This is a genomic window from uncultured Campylobacter sp., from assembly GCF_938045625.1.
GTDB lineage: Bacteria > Campylobacterota > Campylobacteria > Campylobacterales > Campylobacteraceae > Campylobacter_A.
Map to the genome: position 1 here is coordinate 14,745 of NZ_CALIAV010000041.1, position 19,799 is coordinate 34,543.

The 19,799-nt window shown below is 46.9% G+C and carries 15 protein-coding genes; 10 read left to right on the forward strand and 5 right to left on the reverse strand.

Going from position 1 to position 19,799, the window contains the following annotated elements:
- Positions 1-565: 565 nt before the first annotated feature.
- From Q0386_RS03625 to ccoG, 5 genes are all read right to left on the reverse strand, one after another.
- Positions 566-1,942 carry an efflux transporter outer membrane subunit gene (locus Q0386_RS03625; protein ID WP_299027233.1) on the reverse strand — a complete coding sequence of 459 codons (1,377 nt, stop codon included), beginning with the start codon at positions 1,940-1,942 and terminating at the stop codon, positions 566-568.
- Entirely contained in the window at positions 1,935-5,072 is a 3,138-nt protein-coding gene (locus Q0386_RS03630) for an efflux RND transporter permease subunit (RefSeq protein ID WP_299027234.1), read from the reverse strand. Before Q0386_RS03630 ends, Q0386_RS03625 begins: the two co-directional genes overlap by 8 nt.
- Entirely contained in the window at positions 5,072-6,256 is a 1,185-nt protein-coding gene (locus Q0386_RS03635) for an efflux RND transporter periplasmic adaptor subunit (RefSeq protein ID WP_299027235.1), read from the reverse strand. Before Q0386_RS03635 ends, Q0386_RS03630 begins: the two co-directional genes overlap by 1 nt.
- 115 nt (positions 6,257-6,371) lie before the next feature.
- Entirely contained in the window at positions 6,372-7,004 is a 633-nt protein-coding gene (locus Q0386_RS03640; protein WP_299027237.1) for a TetR/AcrR family transcriptional regulator, read from the reverse strand.
- Between the two features lie 59 nt (positions 7,005-7,063).
- Positions 7,064-8,410 (reverse strand): cytochrome c oxidase accessory protein CcoG, encoded by a 1,347-nt coding sequence (gene ccoG / locus Q0386_RS03645; RefSeq protein WP_299027239.1) that lies wholly within the window; start codon positions 8,408-8,410, stop codon positions 7,064-7,066.
- 135 nt (positions 8,411-8,545) lie between these two features.
- On the opposite strand from ccoG, the gene rpsU reads away from it, so the two are divergent.
- The 10 genes from rpsU to Q0386_RS03695 all read left to right on the forward strand — a co-directional run bounded on the left by rpsU (position 8,546) and on the right by Q0386_RS03695 (position 19,796).
- Positions 8,546-8,758, forward strand: coding sequence for a 30S ribosomal protein S21 (gene rpsU / locus Q0386_RS03650; RefSeq protein WP_002951513.1), 213 nt, complete (start codon positions 8,546-8,548; stop codon positions 8,756-8,758).
- 109 nt (positions 8,759-8,867) lie between these two features.
- Positions 8,868-9,533, forward strand: a complete 666-nt coding sequence (locus Q0386_RS03655; protein ID WP_122872916.1) for a helix-turn-helix domain-containing protein — start codon at positions 8,868-8,870, stop codon at positions 9,531-9,533.
- Positions 9,530-10,180: a UPF0323 family lipoprotein gene (locus Q0386_RS03660; RefSeq protein ID WP_299027243.1), complete on the forward strand. Its 651-nt coding sequence runs from the start codon at positions 9,530-9,532 to the stop codon at positions 10,178-10,180. The genes Q0386_RS03655 and Q0386_RS03660 overlap by 4 nt, the downstream gene beginning before the upstream one ends.
- A gap of 5 nt (positions 10,181-10,185) precedes the next feature.
- Positions 10,186-11,361: a glutathionylspermidine synthase family protein gene (locus Q0386_RS03665; protein WP_299027314.1), complete on the forward strand. Its 1,176-nt coding sequence runs from the start codon at positions 10,186-10,188 to the stop codon at positions 11,359-11,361.
- Between the two features lie 9 nt (positions 11,362-11,370).
- Entirely contained in the window at positions 11,371-12,300 is a 930-nt protein-coding gene (locus Q0386_RS03670; protein WP_299027245.1) for a D-2-hydroxyacid dehydrogenase, read from the forward strand.
- Between the two features lie 2 nt (positions 12,301-12,302).
- Positions 12,303-12,800 (forward strand): YajQ family cyclic di-GMP-binding protein, encoded by a 498-nt coding sequence (locus tag Q0386_RS03675; protein ID WP_299027247.1) that lies wholly within the window; start codon positions 12,303-12,305, stop codon positions 12,798-12,800.
- A gap of 205 nt (positions 12,801-13,005) precedes the next feature.
- Positions 13,006-13,797, forward strand: coding sequence for a DUF2314 domain-containing protein (locus Q0386_RS03680; RefSeq protein ID WP_299027248.1), 792 nt, complete (start codon positions 13,006-13,008; stop codon positions 13,795-13,797).
- Positions 13,798-14,175: 378 nt separating this feature from the next.
- Positions 14,176-15,540: a coproporphyrinogen III oxidase family protein gene (locus tag Q0386_RS03685; RefSeq protein WP_299027250.1), complete on the forward strand. Its 1,365-nt coding sequence runs from the start codon at positions 14,176-14,178 to the stop codon at positions 15,538-15,540.
- Positions 15,541-15,694: 154 nt separating this feature from the next.
- Complete coding sequence (locus Q0386_RS03690) at positions 15,695-17,956, forward strand: dynamin family protein (RefSeq protein ID WP_299027253.1); 2,262 nt, start codon at positions 15,695-15,697, stop codon at positions 17,954-17,956.
- Positions 17,949-19,796, forward strand: a complete 1,848-nt coding sequence (locus Q0386_RS03695; protein WP_299027256.1) for a dynamin family protein — start codon at positions 17,949-17,951, stop codon at positions 19,794-19,796. Before Q0386_RS03690 ends, Q0386_RS03695 begins: the two co-directional genes overlap by 8 nt.
- Positions 19,797-19,799: the final 3 nt, after the last annotated feature.

A 19,799-nucleotide genomic window follows, 5' to 3' on the forward strand; every position in this document is an offset into this window, starting at 1 on the left:
AAATTTTGCTTGGCGGTTAAAACATCAGAAACGTTAAATTGGGCCGATTTTGCTCTAATACAGTACTTTCGCGCCGCTTGCTAAAATTAAAAATGAAATTTAGCGGCGGGTGTTTGCGCTAAATTTGATCTCGAAATACCTCTATAATTTTGATCGTAATTTGCCTTCTTGCTTGCAAATATTGCCAAAACAGTAAATTTGAAACGGAAAATTCGTAAAATCCGCAAAATGTGTACTCTGGATAAAATGATGTAAATTTGACCGACTTGCCGCGTTATTCAAAATTTGAAATAAACTTACGTCTTTGAATGCAAATTTATCTCAAAAGTCGCAACGAAAATTTATCCAAAGTATCAGGCGCCTAAAAACAGGTTTATGGGAGTCGCGCGAATAGCAAAAGCAAGCGCCAAATTTTGAAATTTGAAGGCATAAAACAAGATAAGCTGCGGTAATAAAACGAGCGAAATATTTAAAATCTACAGACGACGTTGCGTCAAATTTAAAACCAAAAAGCAAAAGGAAATTCAAAAAGAAAGAGGCGGAGAATCTCCGCCAAAAAATAAAATTATTCGGCTTTAAATCCACCGCCAAATGCCTTATAAACGTCAACGACCGAGTCGATGAGGCTCAAATTCGCCGCGATAACTTGTAGTCTAACCGATAGTAGGTTGCGCTGTGCGTCGAGTAGCTCCAGGTGCCCCGTATAGCCCTCTTCAAACTGATCCTTGGCTAGCTTATAGATTTTTTCTTGCGAGTGCAGGAGTTCTTTGACCTGATTTAGCGTTAGTTTGGCGTTTTTGCGATTATTTAGCGCGTCTCTAACTTCGCCCAGGGCTTTTTTGACTGCCGCTTCGTAGGCTACGGCCGCGATTTGCTCGTTGGTTTCTGCCATGCGGACGTTGTTTTTGGTTCTGCCGTAGTCAAAAATTTTCTGCACCAAAGATCCGCCTATGCTCCACGTGTTTGCGTTGCTGATAAAGATATTTTCAAAATCCACGCTAGAAAATCCGAAAAGTCCCGTTAGCGAGATGGACGGTAGATAATCGGCCTTTGCGACGCCGATTAGCGCGTTAGTGGCGTTTAGATCGGCGTATGCTTTAGCTACGTCGCTCCTTCGCAGTAGTATGTCCGCACTCACGCCAGCACTCACTTCAGGCTCTTTAGGTAGCATTTTAGCGCTCTGCACGGCGCCGCTTAGGATCTCGTCGTTTGATTTGCCCGTTAGTATCGCTACGGACGTTAGAGCCTGAGACAGCGAGGTTTGCACCTCTAGCAGGCTTACTTTTGCGCTTTCGACGGCGGCTTTGCTTTGTAGATAGGTCGTCTCGTTTATGCCGCCTAGATCAAGCTGCGTTTTGCGAAGCGCTAGCGTCTCCTCGTAGGTTTTTAGCGTGTCTTTTAGCACGGCTTCGCGCATATTTAGAGCCACGAGCGCGAAGTAGCTTTTAGCCACGCTAGAGCTTATGCTAAGGCGCGCGGTGGCGTAGTCGAGCTTGGTCGCGTTTAGACTGGCTTTAGCCGACTCGACGCTGTTTCTCACTCTGCCCCACAGGTCTATCTCATAACTAAGGCCCAAATTTACCTGCGAGGTTCGGTAGCGCGTTTGAGGCTGTTTGGTGTAGGTTTCGCCGCTGCTTTTTGCTTTGGTGTAGCCGACGTTTAAATTTACGCTAGGAAAAAGATCTGCCTCAGAGATGCCTAGGCTTGCGGCGGCTTTTTGTAAATTTAAATAAGCCGTGCGAAGGTCGGTGTTTTTCTCTAGCGCGCTAGCTACGAGGGCATTTAGATTTTCGTCGCCAAACTCCTTCCACCACTCGTCTCTGATGTCGCTAGTTTCAAATTTATACGTAGATTCAAATTTCGTATCGACCTCTGGGATCTCGGGTCGAAACGAGCAGCCAGCTAAAAATAGCGCCGCGGCTAAAGTTAAAATTTTATACATTTTTGACCTCCTGTGCTCCGCTTGGTTTTTTGTCCCAGACTTTGTTGTTTAGCTTTTCTAGTAGATAGTAAAACATCGGTATGAAAAATATCGCTATCGTAGTGGCCGCTATCATGCCGCCGATCACGCCCGTACCTAGAGAGTGGCGAGACGCAGCGCCAGCACCCGTGCTGATAACCATCGGAAAAACGCCCAGGGTAAATGCGAGCGAGGTCATGACGATCGGGCGGAAGCGAAGTTTGGCTGCATTAACGGCTGCGTCAAATACGCTCTTGCCCGCCAGTCTTTCTTGCATCGCAAATTCTACGATGAGGATCGCGTTTTTAGCCGATAGACCGATGAGAAGCAGTAGTCCGATCTGGAAGTAAATGTCGTTTGTTAGCCCTCTAGCCCAAACGGCGACTAGTGAGCCAAAAACCGCGAACGGAACGGCCGTGATAACGGCTAGCGGGATGAGCCAGCGCTCATACTGCGCCGCTAGGATCAAAAACACGAAAATCATACCGAATATAAACGCAGTAGAGCCCGTGCCTTGCGAGCTAACCTCCTGATACGCCGTGCCCGCCCAGCTGATGGAGTATTCTTCCATATTTAGCGTCTGCTCGACAACCTCTTGTATCGCTTTTATCGCATCGCCCGATGTGTAGCCAGGTTTCGGGTCGCCTTGGATCTTAGCCGCCGGGAAAAGGTTAAATCTATCCACGATATCCGGGCCTAAAATTCTAGTTAGAGTGGCGACAGAGTTTAGTGGTATCATCTCGCCGCCTTTTGAGCGGACGTAAATTTTACGCAAGTCTTCGGGGTTGTTTCTAAAGCGGTCCTCGCCTCTGGCATAGACGCGGTAGGATTTACCGAAAAGGCTAAAGTCGTTGATATAGTAAGAGCCGAAAGTCGAACCTATCGCGCTAAAGATTTCGCTCTCGCTCACGCCAAACATCTGGGCTTTTTGCCTATCGACGTCGATTTTAAACTGGCGGTAATTAGTCTCTAGCGTCGAGCGCACGCTGGTTAGATCCGGGCGAGCGTTTGCCGCGGCGACTACTTTTTTTACGTCGGCTTCGATCTGGGCGTAGGTTTTGCCGCTTTTGTTTTGCAGATACATCTCAAAGCCGCCCGTCATCGAAAGACCCATGATAGGCGGGACGTTTACGACAAAGCTCATCGACTCCTTCGAGCCCCAAAGCATACCGTTAAAAGGCCCAGTTAGCGCGCCTGCTTGGCTATCTGGCGTTTTTCTCTCGCTCCAGTCTTTTAGCTTGACAAAGCTGATGGCTGAGTTTTCTCTAAGCGCGCCCGCAAGCATATCGTATCCCGCAAAACTCATCATAAACTCGACATTTGGGTTGCTAAGGATGGCTTGATTGATATTTTGAACTTCTTTTTTGGTTTTTAGCATATTTGACGACGGCGGCAGCGAAGTGATAACCATCAACGCGCCCTTATCTTCGGACGGTACGAGGCCGCTCGGAACTTTTTTAAACAGCTCGTAAGTCGCAAAACCCATTACGCCTATCAAAATAAGGCTGATGATAACGTGGCGAAGCACCGTTGCGACGCCCGCGGTGAAAATTTTCGTGCTCCAGTCGAAAAAGTCGTTAAATTTCTGCACGAACCAAAACGGCTTGCTCTCTTGTTTTTTTAGCATAACGCCGCAAAGCGCAGGAGTAAGCGTAAGCGCGACAAAGCCCGAGATACAAACCGAAGTAACCAGCGTGAGCGCGAACTGGCGCTGTATCACGCCGACAAAGCCCTCCATAAAAGAAACGGGGATAAAAACGGCCGAGAGAACGAGAACGATAGAGATGACTGGCGTTTGCACCTCCTCCATCGCTTTATAGGTCGCTTCTTTGACGGTGATGTCTTTTTCCTCGTGTAAAATTCTCTCCACATTTTCGATAACAATGATGGCGTCGTCCACGACGATACCGATAGCAAGTATGAGCGCAAAAAGCGTGATCAAATTTATGCTAAATCCCATCGCGTATAGTCCGCCAAAAGTGCCGATGATGGACACTGGAACGGCTAGCATCGGGATGATAGTAGCGCGGAAGCTCCTTAAAAACATATACATAACGATGATAACTAGGATCATGGCCTCGATGAAAGTTTTTATAACCTCTTGGATAGAAACTTCGATAAATTCGGTCGGATTATATGCGATCGTGTGCTTAAAGCCCGCCGGGAAATTTTTACTTAGCTCGTCAAGCTTTGCGTTTACAGCTTGTGCCGTAGCTAGAGCGTTGGCGTCGTTTTGCATAAAGATTAAAAGCGGGATGGCGTCTTGGCCGTTTAGCATCGAGTCAGATGCGTAGCTGGCCGCTCCTAGCTCCACGGTCGCTACGTCTTTTAGCTTTAGCACCGCTCCGTCGGCGCTTTTGATTACTATATCGCCAAACTGCGCCGCATTTTTTAGACGACCGTCCGAGCGAACGGAATAAACGTAAGGATTGTCGCCGTCTGAGGGCTGCTCGCCTATTTTGCCGGCGGCGTATTGGCTGTTTTGGATTTTTACTTGAGCGATTACGTCGCTAGGAGTTAGCTTGTAGTAGGCGAGCAAATCGGGCTTTAGCCAAATTCGCATCGAGTACTCTTTGCTGCCGATTAGCACGGTATCGCCCACGCCGTTAACCCTTTTAACCTCGTCTGCTATGTTTAAATTTACGTAGTTATACATCTCGATAGAGTTCATTTTCGGACTGGTAAAGCCTATAACCTCTAGGATCGAGCCGCTGCGTTCGCGCACGGTTACGCCCATGTTTTGCACCTCTTGGGGTAGCCTTGAGAGCGCGGCTTGGACGCGGTTGTTTACGTCGATCGTGGCTTGTTTGGCTGAGGTGCCGATTTTAAAATAAACATTGATACTTAGCGAGCCGCTCGAGCTTGAGGTGCTTTGCATGTAGAGCATGTTTTCTACGCCGTTTATCTGATCTTCTATCGCGCTAGCTACGGAGTCGGCAATGGTTTGGGCGTCAGCGCCCGTGTAGGTGGCGCTAACTGAAATTTGAGGCGGGGTTAGCTTAGGATACTCCTCGATAGGAAGCCCCTTTATCGCCATCGTGCCCGCGATAACTATGATGATAGATACGACGGTGGCGAATATCGGGCGGTCAATGAAAAATTTAGAAAACATCACTTAGCCTTTTCTTGCTCGGCCTTAGGCTCTAAATTTACGCCCTTGCCAAAGCTTGCGGTTAGATCCTTATCTATCTCTACAGGCGCGCCTACGCCGATTTTTAGGAAGTTATTTAAGATGATTTTATCATTTTCGTTTAGCCCCTGGCTAACGACCGCGGCGTCTTTCGTCTGGTAGGTTACCTTTACGTCTTTTGAGGCTACTTTGCCGTCCTCTACGACTAGTACGTAGGTCTTGACGTCGGTTTGCTGGAGCGCTAGTTGAGGGATTTTAAAGCCGTCTTTTTGATAAAATCCTCCCATCGTCACGTGGCCGAACATGCCAGGTAGCAGCTTGCCCTCGTCGTTGTTAAATTCAGCTTTGGCTAAAACGCTGCCCATGTTTGTATTTACGACGTTATCGATGAAATTTACCTTGCCGTCAAATTCGCCCGGACCTACTTTTAGCACGGCGTCCGAGTTTGTCTGCACCCAGAGGCTGCTTTCTTGCATTTTAACGCGGTTTAGGTTATCGACGTCCGAGATATAAAAATGCGCCTCGATCGGATTGATTTTGGTTAGGCGCACTAGTTGGGTCGTGTTTGCCGCAACCAGCGAGCCTACGTCTACGAGATTATCGCCCAAAACGCCGTCAAAAGGCGCGGCGATACTCGTGTAACCCAGATCTATTTTCGCGCTTTTGGCGCTGGCTTTGGAGCTTAGTAAATTTGCATTTGCGATTTCAAGCGCCGAAACGGCCGCATCGTACTCTTTTTGCGAAACGGCGTTTTTCTTATATAAATTTGAGATTCTATTAAATTCGGTCTGAGCGTTTTTTAAATTTGCGTTTGCTACGCCGATAGCGGCCTCAAGCGCGTCGTAGCTTGCTTGGTATTTTTCGGGATCTATTAAAAATAGCTTATCGCCTGCTTTTACGTTATCTCCCGGTTTAAAAAACTGCTTGATTATCGTGCCGCTTACTTTAGGATAGACGATTACGTCTTGCTGGCTCGTTAGAGTCGCGGCGTAGTCAAAGCTGATCGGCACGTCTGATTTTTTAGCTACGAATACGTCGACTTTTGATGGCGGCATTTGTCGTTGTTGTCCGGCTGCGGCCGCGCCTTTTTTATCGTTACCGTCAAAGCATGCCGTAAAAAGTAACGATGCTAATAATAAAACCGAGATATTTTTAAAATTTCTCATAAATTTGCCTTTTGTTTCGGAGATTATTTAAATTTAGCGTTTGTAATGTATGTTACAAAACAAGTAGATAATTTTACTCTTATTTTCTTGATAAGTCAAATTTAAGTCGTTAAATTTAGTGCTTTTTGATACCGTGTAAAAAAATATTTATGCTCGTTTTTACGTGCTCTTCGCGTTCTTTTTCGTTTAGCGTTATATCCTCGTTTAGCAAGATCGCATTATAATGATAAGGCTCTCTGACGACCGCGGCAAACGCCTTAGCCGCTACGTAAGGCGAAATGTCGGGATTTAGCTGTTTTTTTATGTCTTCGCGCTCGAAAAAATCTATCAAAACTTTATCGAATTTACTTAAAATTTGCTCCAAAAACGCCTTGCCGAGCATACCGTCGTTTTTCGCGCCCTCGCTCATCATAACTCTTGAAATTAGCGTCGTTTCTTTGTCGCAGATTATGTCGAAAAATATAGAGGCGAATTTGATTAAAAAATCCTCCAATTTATGCGATAAACTCAGGTCGATTTTCTCGTCTATCTGCGTTCTAAAGTCGTCAAATCCGCGTTCTACGATAGCGCGAAAAAGACCTTCCTTGTTTTCAAAAAATTTATAAACGCTAGCCAGCGACCCGCCGCTTTTTTTGATTATATCCGTTAGACTCGTGTTTTCATAGCCTTTTTCGAGGAAAATTTCCATACCGGCTTGGATAAATTTTTCTTTTCTTTCGGCGCTTCTTTGCGTGATTTTCCCGTTCATTGCATACCTTTAAAAAATTAAAATTATAATTTAAGGATTATACAATAAAAATATGATTTTTAGTCCCTCGGGTATGCAAAAATAGTCTCCCTGACGATGTTGATTTTCTCTTTTTCGTCTGCGGCATAGGCGCGTATAGTTATCTTTTCATTTGCGCTTTTACCGGCTCTAGCGGCATTTTTAGGAGCCGTTAATACGACTACGATTTTCTTCTTTTCGCCTGCGTTTAAGGCAATGTTACTTTTTGGGCGTTTTATTTTGATATCGGCATCGTTTGCGCTAACGTCAAAGTAAAACTCATGCGCCGCCGCGTCGGTATTTTCAAACAAAAACACGTAAGCGTTTTCGATCTGGCCGTCTCTATTCACCTTATACAGCTCGCTCGTGCGGTTTATGTTTAGCAGCATGTTTTCTTTTTTGGCGCTCATTAGCACGAGTGCTGCGGCGGCGATAGCGATGGCGGCGCAGTAGCCGACGGTTTTAAAGCGCAAATACCGCACCTTTTGCTTGGTTTTTAGCGAATTTGAGCTCGTCCAGCTAATTAGACTAGGCAAATTTAGCCCCGACATCGTTTTCGTGCACGCATCGACGCACTCCAGGCAGTTTATGCACTCTAGCTGCATGCCTTTTCTGATGTCGATGTGCGTCGGGCAAATTTTCACGCAGGCCTCGCAGCCCGTGCACTCGTCTTGCGGCCCCGGCGGTTTTTTCCAGAGTTTGGTTTGTCCCTCAAAAATTTTACCGCCCCGCGTCTCGTCGTAGATGACCTGCACGCTGTCGTTATCTATCATCACGGACTGCACTCTAGCGTACGGACAGACGTAAATGCAAAAATTTTCGCCCAAAAATGCTACGTCAAATATCAAAAACGCCGCGATAACGATCCAAGCCCCGAGTAAAATTTTATGCTCGGCAGGATTTGAAATTTGAGCCAAAAAATCCTGCGGCGGGACGAAAAACCAGAGAAAATTTGCCGCCGCGACAAAGGCTAAAACGCTCCATATCGCGACAGCTAGCGCATTTTTGACGCCGCTTTCGGTAGGCGTTTGTTTATTTGAAACGCTCTTGCGAATCTTTAAAATTTTAGTTTGTATAATGTCGCGGTAAATCACGCGAAATATCGTCTGCGGGCAGCTCCAGCCGCACCAGACGCGGCCGCCTAGATTCGTCATAAAAAATATAAAAATAAAAAAAATAATGAGCACGAAAGGCATCAAAAATAGCTCTTGGACGTTAAATTTGGCAAAAAGCAGATGTAGCTCGCTGCGCTCAAAGCTTAGCAGGAAAAACTGATTTCCGCCGATAGATATAAACGGTAAAACGAGCGCGGTACAGGTGATCAGGATGTAGGCGATATAGCGTTTGCTAGCAAATTTGAAATAATTTTTATACTCTTCTTTTGTCATAATTCATCCTGATTACAAAGTAGTGATAATTTTTATAAATTATAGAGTTAATGCTATTAATTTTTTATAAATTCTCAAATTTACTAAATTTCTGCTATAATCGCCGTCTATTTTAATTGAAAGGTGGTGAGGACGTTGCCTGGTATTAAGGTACATCCTAACGAGTCTTTTGACGAAGCTTACAGAAAGTTCAAAAAGCAAACCGACAGGAACCTTGTCGTGACTGAAGTTCGCGCAAGACGCTTTTTCGAGCCTATGACCGAGATCCGCAAAAAACAAAAAATCGCGGCTCGCAAGAAAATGCTTAAACGTCTATATATGCTTAGACGCTACGAGTCGAAGCTCTAACCAAAAGGGTCGCTTCGGCGGCCTTTTCTTTTTTCAAACTCCCGTTTAACTCGCATCAAAGCCAAAATTTGCCATAATCTACGCCAAATTTAACGATCAAAGGAAAAATATGTCCAAAGTGCCCGTGAGCGAGGCCGCGGAAATCTTAGGCGTAACCAAGGAAGCCGTCTACAACCGCATTCGTCGCGGAACGCTAAAAACCTTTGAAAAAGACGGCGTAAAATACGTGGTTTTAGAAGGCTACGAGCCTCAAACCGCACCCAAATCAGCGCCCAAAACTTCAAAATCCGCTAAAAGCTCGGAGTCAAAAAAAGCTGCGAAAGCGGGCGAATTTGACGTGAATCAATTTCTACTCTCGCAAATTGGCGAACTAAAAGAACAAAATCAAAATTTGCAAGCCGATAAAGATAGGCTTTTTCGCGAAAAAGAGCAAATTTTGCTAAACAATAAAACCGAAATAGCTCAAATTTACCGTGAAAGAGACGAGAAGCTAAGAGGATTTTTAAGTATGCTCGAGCGTCCGCTACTGGCTCGCCAAAATGGCGAATACGTAGCGCCCATCGACGTAGAATTTGTCGAGAGCAAGCCTGAAAACGAGGGCAAATGGACGAGCCTGGCCGAGTTTTTAAAATCGCAAAATTTAAGCGGCAAGAGCCTCAAAAAAACGCAAAATAAAATCATAAAAAATATCGGAAAATCAAAATTTATCAAATTTAAAAAAGGCGTGATAATGGTAAAAAGTAAGAAAATTTCAAAGGAGCTAGATAAAAAATGAGAGTTTTTAAAGGCATAAAAAAAGTAGCAAGCTACGCTGCTGTGGGCGGCTTTGGCGCGGTCGTGATGGCGGGATTGGCCGGCTGCGGTAGCAGCGATAACGGCGGCGAAAGTAGCGCGCTAAACGAAGCGGCGCAAAAAACGGGAGCCTTCGTCATCATCGAAGAAACCGCTCCGGGCAAATATAAAGTCCTAGAGGAGTACCCAAGCAGCGAAACGCGCGTCGTGCTAAAGGACATAAACGGCACCGAGCGCGTGCTAAGCAAAGAGGAGATGGATAAGCTAATCGCCGAGGAAAACGCTAAAATCGACGCCGGAACGTCAAATTTGACGAGTCCAAACGCTCAAAACGCGCAACTTTCAAGCGGCGGTATGAGCCTTGGCGAGACGCTTCTAGCCTCGGCTGCAGGCGCGATCATCGGCAGCTGGATCGGTAACAAGCTATTTAACAACCCGGGCTATCAGTCGCAGCGCCAAAGTGCGTATAAAAACCCAAGCGCCTATTCAAGGAGCGTCGATAGCTTTAACAAAGCAAAAGCTACGAGCTCGGCGGGCAAATCAAGCGGCGGAAAGAGCGGATTTTTCGGCGGGTCTAGTAGCTCAAGCTCAAAATCAAGCTCGAGCTCGAGCTCAAGTTTTGGAGGCTGAGAATGATAAATTTAAAAAAAATCAACCCGTTAAATAACGAATTTTTAGGCGAGATCGGCTTTACGTGGCACACGGATCCGGACGGCAGCGATTACGTAGCAGACGAGCTAGTAGAGGTTAGCGAGGCGCAGGCTGAGGCGTATTATAACGCCGTAAACGAGCTATACGATATGTTCGTCGCGGCCGCCCAACACGTCATCGACAACAACCTCTACCACGAGGTCGGTATCCCGTTTAATCTCGTAGATCTCGTGCGTGAAAGCTGGGAAAACGACGTGCACTGGCACCTCTACGGCAGATTTGACCTAGCTGGCGGACTGGATGGCAAACCGATAAAACTGATCGAATTTAACGCCGATACGCCGACTGCCGTGTTTGAGACGGCGATCATCCAGTGGGCGGCGCTTAAGTTTAACCGCATGGATGAGAGCGCGCAGTTTAACGACCTTTATGACGCGCTAAAACAAAACTTCAAGCGCCTCGTGACGCTAGATGAGGAGACCGAGAGCTTTAACGAGCACTACGAGGGCTGGAAAATTTTATTTAGCTCGGTTGCGGGTAGTAGCGAGGACGAGCAGACCGTGAAGCTACTGCAATATATCGCCGAGGAGGCGGGTTTTCACACGGCGTTTGCCTACGTCGATGAGGTTGTGTTTAACGACGAAGAGGGCGTATTTTTTGACGGCGAAAACTACGAGTACTGGTTCAAGCTCGTGCCGTGGGAGGACATCGCCATAGAGGAAGGCGAGCTAGCTATCATCCTAAAAAACATAGTCCAAAATCAAAAAGCCATCATCCTAAATCCCGCATATACGCTGCTTTTCCAAAGCAAAGGCATCTTGAAAATTTTATGGGATCTATATCCGAATCACCCGCTTTTGCTGCAAGCTAGCGACAAGCCATTAGCTGGCAAAAAATGCGTGAAAAAGCCGGTTTTCGGCCGAGAGGGCGCAAACGTGAGCGTGATCGAGGCCGATGGCAGCATTAGCTCGCAAAACGGCGGCGACTACGGACAAAACCGCGCGATCTATCAGGAATTTTATGAATTTAATAAAGACGCCGCCGGAAATAGCTACCAAGCGGGCGTATTTTTCGCCTACGAAGCGTGCGCACTGGGATATCGCAGAGGCGGCGAAATTTTAGATAACTACTCCAAATTTGTGGGCCATTTTATCAAATAAGGACGCAAAATGAAATTAGTCTGCCTCGATGCCGCGACGCTTGGAAGCGACGTAAATTTGGATGTTTTTGGGCAGTTTGGCGAGTTTGTTAGCTTTGAGACGACCGCCGCGGCCGAGCGCATAGAGCGACTAAAGGGCGCGGACGTCGTCATCACGAATAAGGTCGTCATTGACAAAGAGACGATGGATGCGTCAAATTTAAAGCTAATCTGCATAAGCGCAACCGGCATGAACAACGTCGATCTCGCGCACGCCGCAGCAAAAGGCATCGCTGTAAAAAACGCCGCGGGCTACTCCACCGCTAGCGTCGTGCAGCATACCTTTGCTTGCCTTTTTGCGCTGACTAATCGCATCAAATTTTACGATAATTACGCGCAAAGCGGCGAGTGGGCAAAGAGCGAAATTTTTACGAATCTAGACCGCAGTATCGGCGAGATAGCGGGCAAGAGCTTTGGCGTCATCGGGCTTGGCGAGATCGGCAGGGGCGTGGCGCGCATCGCGGAGGCGTTTGGCGCGAATGTGAGCTACTACTCAACTAGCGGTGCGAACGCAAACGCCGAGTTAAAAAGGCAAAATTTAGACGAGCTTCTGGGCGGCTGTGACATCGTGAGTATCCACGCTCCACTAAATGAAAAAACGCGAAATTTGATCGGCGAGCGGGAGCTAAATTTGATGAAAGAGGGCGCTATACTGATGAACTTCGGTCGAGGCGGTATCGTGGATGAGAGCGCCGTAGTTCGCGCGATAGACGGGCGAAATTTGCGCTTTGCCTCGGATGTGCTGGAGACCGAGCCTATGCGCGCGGATCATGCGCTACTAAATATCAAAAACAAGGAGAATTTGATACTCACTCCGCACGTGGCGTGGGCGAGCTTTGAGGCTAGAGAGCGGCTCGTAGCGATGATCGCGGAAAATATAAAAGAATTTATGAAAGGATAAAAATGGCAACTGAGCATAGTTTTGATATAAGCGCGGCGGTCGATATGATGGAGGTCAAAAACGCGCTAGAGACGGCAAAAAAAGAGATCGCTGCTAGATATGATTTTAAGGGGCTTGCGGCTGAAGTAGAGCTAAACGAAAAGGAAAAAATCATCACGCTTTTAAGCTCTAGCGACAATAAAATCGACGCGCTAAAAGACATCGTCATCTCAAAGCTCATCAAGCGAAATATCCCGCCGGTAGCCGTGACTGAAAGCAAACGCGAGAGCGCGAGTGGCGGAAATATCAAAGCGACGCTAAAGCTAAACGACACCCTAGATAGCGAAAATGCAAAGAAAATCACCAAAGCAATCAAGGACGCAAAGCTAAAAGTAGCTGCGGCGATCCGCGGCGAAGAGGTGCGCGTAAGCGGCAAAAGTATCGATGATCTGCAGGAGTGTATTAGGCTTGTGAAGGGGCTTAATTTAGAGCTACCGATTAGTTTTAAAAACTTAAAATAGCAGCCATTTTCGCTTCATTATGCGTCGTTGATTTAAATTTTCGCTTGGTCATTACCCACTCGGTAACTCCCGTCGCAAAAATTTAAATCACCTCGCCTAATTTTGCGAAACAGTCGCTTTATTTTTTTCATTCAAAATTTGACGGTTCGTCAAATTTAACGTATTGAAATTTTAACTCTCAATCTAAAATAATGAAGGATAAAAAATGGGCTTTTTTAAGAAAATTTTCGGCAAACAAGTGGATCTTGGCGAGCAAATGCCGATTTATTTCGCAAGCAACGAAGAGGACTACATGCAGCGCGCATTCGAGCAGGCACGCGAGAGTTTTAGGTATTTTTGGCGTGAGCTTTACTGGGAGCGCCACAGGGTCGTGCCCGGGCTTGATTTTGCGATGGTTAAAATTTGCTTTTTAGATGTCGTGGATGGCGAGGAAGTGGGCGAGCACATGTGGATAAACGACGTGGATTTTGACGGCGAGACTATCTCTGGCACGCTCGTAAACGAGCCTGACGCCGTGAAAAACGTAAAAAACGGCGACCGCGTGAGCGCGAAAATAGACGAGATGAGCGACTGGATGTTTGCCGTGGGCGGACGCGCGTACGGCGGCTTTAGCGTGCAGGCGATGCGCTCACGTATGCAAAAGGGCGAGCTAAAAGAGCATGATAAAGCGTGGGGGCTTGATTTTGGTGATTTTAACGATATTTTAGTCGTTTACGAGCAAAAAGAACACCCGGAAAATTTGACCGAGCACCCGATGTGCAAAAATGTGCGCGAGAAATTTGAGCAATACGTAAAAGAGAACCCAAGTATCCTCACGGACGCCGATGAGCTCGGGTTTACGCAGCTGCACCACGAGGCACTCGCGGGCAATCTAGCGCTCATAAACATACTGCTGGCAAACGGCGCGGATAAAAACGTACGCACAAAAAGTGGCAAGACTGCGGCTGATTTAGCCGAGCATTTAGGCTGGGGGCATATCGTTAAGGCTCTTGCTTAATTTGGTTTTAGGTCAAATTTGACGCTTGGCTAAATTTGGCCTAAATTTAAGAATTCTTGAAATTTATCTTTACGGCGTTGTTTTTCTCCGCTCTTGTTTCGGGGCTGTGCAACGACTAAAATTTAAAACAACAGCTTCGTTTAAAGCTGCACGACCGCTCAAGATCGCTCAAACTGCGTTGGATAAATCTTATTTTTGGAGCGGCTACTGGGTAAATTTTAACGCAGTCTATAAAAAAGATATATAAGCGCAACCGTAAATTTCCACACCGAAATTTACGTTAAATTTATTTAAATAGGTTAGACTAGCCCCTTAAAATTTTATTTTAAGCAAAACCTAAGTAAAATACGCGATAAAAATTAAAAAGAGGAATTAATTGTGGGATTTAAGAATATTATAGAAAAATTTGCAGTAAATTACGCTCATAATTCTATTCAAAAATCACTATACAACGAATTTAATATAGATATTTTGACCACGACTTACACCAAAACTCCAAAAAAAGACAAAAAGTACATGCTCTACGCTCACGTGCCCTTTTGCCATACATTTTGCCCGTACTGCTCGTTTCATAAGTACCACTACGAGCAGGAGCTTGCCAAAATTTACTTTGAAAATTTACGCGAGGAGATGAGGCAGATAAAAGAGGCCGGCTTTGATTTTAGCTCGCTTTACGTGGGCGGTGGCACGACGCTTATCAACGAACCTGAGCTAGAAAAGACGTTAAAACTTGCAAAAGAGCTTTTTAGTATCGAATATATCTCGGCCGAGAGCGATCCAAATCACATCTCGCCGGAGAGCCTCGGCCGTTTTGACGGGCTTATCGACCGCTTAAGCGTAGGCGTGCAAAGCTTTGATAACGAGACACTAAAAAGAGTCGGCAGATATGAGAAATTTGGCTCGGCAGAAGAGACGAAAAGAAAGCTGGAGCAGGCTCTGGGCAAGATCCCGGTCATCAGCCTAGATCTCATCTTTAACCTACCAAATCAAACAAAAGAGCAGCTCATAAACGACATAAACGTCGCAAAATCGATCTCTGCGCAGCAGATCACCTTCTATCCGCTCATGAAATCAGAGCTAACAAGAGAGAACATCGCTCGCTCGCTGGGCGTGTCAAACGTCGATAATGAGCGCGAATTTTACGAGATCATCGTGGGCGAATTTGCTAAAAGCAGCTATAGACAAAGCAACGCTTGGGCATTTTCAAATGAAAAAAGCGCAGACCTTCGCGACGAATACGTGGGCTCAAATTTAGAGTACGTTGGTGTTGGCAGCGGTGCGTTTAGCTTCCTAGACGGCGAGCTTGTGATAAACGCATTTAACCTACTTGATTACGGCAGAAAGATCAAGGGTAGGCAAAGTCCGGTCATCGCAAAATGCGCATTTAGCAAGAAAGAGAGACTAAAATATACATTTTTAACAAGGCTTTTTGACGGCGCCGTGGATATCAAAACCTACAACGAGCAAAACGACGCAAACATCAACAAAGATCTGTTTGTCGAGCTTAGCTTGCTAAAGCTAGTAAACGCGATCTACGAAGAAAACGGCGTAATAAAGCCGACGTTTTTTGGCAAATACATCTGCGTCGTGCTCATGCGTGACTTTTACGCAGGCATGGACAAAGTGCGCGCGATATTTAAGGACGATGCGAAGATCAAACGCAGCAAAATTTTGCGCATAATGAGCGAAGACACCGAGCAAAAATTTGATCAAAACATCATTCAGCCGCGAGTCGCTATGTAAATTTGACGCGATTTTGCCGTCAAATTTGCTTTTTACGCAGACTGCTTTAAATTTATCACGAAAATAACCCGCCCAAGCTTGTTTAAATTTAATTTGTGCTAAATTTCGCCCCGAAAGCGACCTTGCGGGCGCAAATTTTACCAAAGGCGAAGCGGTGGATACGGATAAATTTTTAAGCGAAATTTGGGGCGCTCTTAAGCTATTTTTGGATCCCAAGACGCAAATTCTCGCAGACGAGCGAAGCCTCGCCGTTTTGCTCGCGGCAGATGCTACAAATTTCGATAGATTTATGGCACTAAAGGAGTTTAGAGATATCCTTCACGCGCTTGGGCTAAAGGCCGATATATACAGCCTGCAGTGCGCCCAGCTAGGCGCGATAAACGCTCTAAAATCCGCTAAAATCTCAAATTCAAAACTCCTCGCCGCCCTAGAAATCCTGCAAACCGAAAACATAATCTCCGCCGCGCATTTTAAGAGGCTTTCGGAGTTTTTACAGACCCTCGGCGCGGATTTGACCGCAGGGAACGAGCAAGAGGGCGCAAAATTTAAAAAATCAGACGTCTTTCACCAAAAAATAGACGCGCTAAACGATATCTGCGAGCGAATTTTATCACTAAACCCGGGCGAGACCGTCGCAAACGCGGCAGCAAAAGCGCGCCAAAAAGCGCACGAGCTAGAGTTTAACGTCGCGGTTACCGGCGTCATAAACGCGGGCAAATCAACCCTGCTAAACGCGCTGCTGGGCAAAAAAATCCTAGGCGCTTCAAACGTGCCAGAGACGGTAAATTTGACCGTGCTAAAGTATGCGCCCGAGCCTTTTGCAAGGGTAAATTTTTGGAGCGAGGCTGAGCTAAAAGAGCTTGGAATAGCGCAAGATCAAGATGATGATATAGCCGAAATCTACGGCGATTTGAGCGTTAAATTTGAGAGCGAAACGGCGCAAAATTTAAACGGCAAATTTGACGCGGACGGCGAGTTGGCGGCTAAATTTGAGAGCCCTAGCGCGAGCGAGATTTGCTCCGAATCGCCAGCTAGCAAGACCGTTAAAACGGACGAGATCAAGCGCTACACCTCGGCGGACTCAAAATACGCTAAATTCGTAAAAAGCGTCGAGCTTTACGAAAATTTGGAACTTTTAAAGGATAACGTGCGCATCATCGATACGCCGGGCATCGACGACGCTGTGGCTCTGCGCGAGGAGTTGGTGCGGCGATTTATGCGGGAGTGCGACCTGATGGTACACCTGATGAACGTCTCGCAAAGCGCCACGCAAAAGGATCTGGACTTCATCGTCGCAAGCCTGCAAAACTCCCACGCCGTGAGGCTCGCCGTGCTGCTCACGCACGCGGACGTGCTAAAGGAGGGCGAGCTAAACGAGGTCGCCGCCTACGCCAAAAAGAGCGTCGAGGAGCGCACGCGGGAGCTCGGCGTCGGGGCGGAGTTTTTTGCCGTGAGCGCCAAAAGCTACTTTGAGGGTCGGCAAAACAGCGGCGTCGAGGAGTTTAAGGAGTATTTTTACGAGACGCTTTTTGGTCAAAATAGCCAAAAATCTCGCCTTGGCATCGAGGCATATAAAAAGGAGCTCGGCCGCGTCTGCGCGCAGTTTGCGGCGGATACGCAAAGCGAGATTTTAAAGCTAACGGGCTCAAATTTGAGCTTGTCGCAAAAGCTTTCTGAACTAAACGAGCAAAAAGCTGTGCTGGCTAGCCGCCTAGAGGACGTGAGAGACGCGGTAAAAGAGGAGCTAGAGCGCCTAGATACGGCTAAAACCGCGGCTAGCTACGAGCTTGGGCTAAGATCGCTAGCGCAAACGCTAAAGCAGCGCGTCGCAGACGACGTAAACTACGCGGCCTCTAAAAAACAAAAGATCGACCCGCAACGCCTCTCGCGCATCGCGCAAACGACGATCAAAGACGGCGTTGCCGCCTTGATGCGTCAAAATCGCAACGAAATCGTGCGGCAAATCACCGCGTGCACGCAAAATATCGCGCTAAAATTCGGCGAATTTGATGGTAAAACGACGGCCGCCGAGATCTTTAGCATAAACGACTATCTGAACTCAAAAGGTATAAATTTAGAGTGCGCCCAGGTCGCGGACGCGGTGGCTAGCGCGGCAAACTCGGGCGCGCAAAGCGTAGCCGAGGCCGCCAAAGTAGCCGCGGAGGAGTTTTTAGGCGCCCAGCGGATCAAAAACTTCGTTTTCGAGCTTAGCGAATTTGAAAAAAGCGAGTTTAAAAAACGTATCGAAGCCGCGCTAAAAGACAAAAAAAAGGCGCTCGCAACCAGCGAAGAGGCGCTAAAAATCGAGCTTGCCCAGCTGGCGAAAACTAGCGGGCGAGACTCGCGCGAGCTAGAGCGACTAAACTCGCAAAGCGAGGCGATAAATGCTATAAATTTGGAGCTGCACAGTGTTTGAGGAGTTTATAAACGCGTATAAAACGCGGTATTTTAAGATATTTTCGGACGATTTTCACGGGCGATTTAGGCGTCTGCAAAACGAGCTAACCGAGCCCAAATTTCACCCGAGCGCCGAGCTAAAACAGGAGCTAAATAAACTCGATCTGTTTTTATCCAGCCCGCTTACGGTCGCTATAGTCGGGCAGTTTTCTAGCGGCAAATCGACGTTTTTAAATGCGCTTTTGGGTAGCGAAATCTTGCCATCGGGCCTAACGCCCGTGACCTCCAAGCCGACCTTTATCAGATACGGTGCCGCGCCAGCTCTTAGCGTGCTTTACGAAAACGGCAGGGAACTGTATCTAGGCGTCGAGGAGATAGGGCGATTCGTCGATCAGCGCGTGTTTGGCGATGATGTTAGCAGGCTTTGCGTTTACGCACCCTCTGAAATTTTAAAGTTGGTAAATTTCGTCGATACGCCGGGGCTAAACTCGCTCTCAAAGGCCGACACCGCCGTCACGCACGAGGTGCTAAAAGACGTCGCGGGCGTCATCTGGCTAAGCCTCGCCGACAATGCCGCGCGCGCTAGCGAAGCCGCGCAGATCGAGGAGTTTTTAGCTGGCGGGGGCAAAACGGCGATCTGCTTGCTAAATCAAAAAGATAAGCTAAGCAACGACGAGCTTGCGCGCCTCAAAACTCACGCGCAAACGACATATGGGCGATTTTTCGAGCGTATCATCGCGGTTTCTGCAAAGCAGGCCGTAACGGCGCAGGCAAACGGCGACGATGCGCTTTTAGCAGAGTCAAATTTTAGCGAGGTGATAAGCGCAGTCCGCGAACTTTTTGGCGGCGAAGAGATAAAAGAAAAATTTGTGCGCGAAAAGTGCGCTAGGCTGGTTGCCGTAAATGCCGAACAACACGAAAAAATCGCTAAAATTTACGAAAAAGCGGGCGAGATAATCGTGAAATTTGACGCGGAGCTGGAGTCAAATTTAAGAGCCGTGCAGGAAAATTTTAAGCCGAAAATCGAGCTAGCCTTTAACGAGCTAAAGCACGTCGCAAAGCTCGTTGCAGACGAAATCCTAGCTAGCCTAAAAAGCAAGAAAAAGTATAAATACGCGCCGCGAAAAACGCTACTAAAGGGTGAGTATTTTGAAGCTAGCACGTATGAGGCGGTGGATTTTGACAGCGACGAGGTGTTTTCAAAACTCATCTACAACGACGTGAAATTCGCCAAATTTTTTAGAACGTATAAGCGGGGCTTAAGCGCGCTGCAAGAGGAGATCGGCACAGCGCTGGATGAAATTTATGCTCGGCTGGAGCACGAATTTATGATTTATAAATCCGAATTTGAAAACGCGCAAAAAGAGGACGAAACGCACTCTGATACCGTATTTGCCGACGTTAGGACGTATGCGGGGCAGGTTTATAGGACGTTTTTGCGAGACTATGAGACGGCGAAATTTAAAGGACTGCAAAAAACGGCGCTGTTTTTTGAAAAGCTAAACCTCAAAGTCGCCGCAAACTACGAAAACGCCGTTAAAATCGCGGTGTATTTTCTAAAAGAAAAGATCGCGGGCTCGATGCGTGCGCACGAGCAAAACGGCTTTGCGCTCTTTATCCCGAGCTTTGACGAGGTGCAAGACCGCGTTTTGACGTCGCTAAATTTATACGAATTTGAAAACGAGATGCTCGGCAATGCGTCGTTTTTAAATAAAATTTTATCGGCATTAAAGAGCGAATTTGCGCAGATAAAGGATGAAAAACTAGCCAATATCGCGGCTCTATCGGCAGGACACGAGAAGCTAAGGGATGAAATTTTAAAAGCGGGCGAGGGGTTTGTTGGGCAAGATCCTGTTTAATCG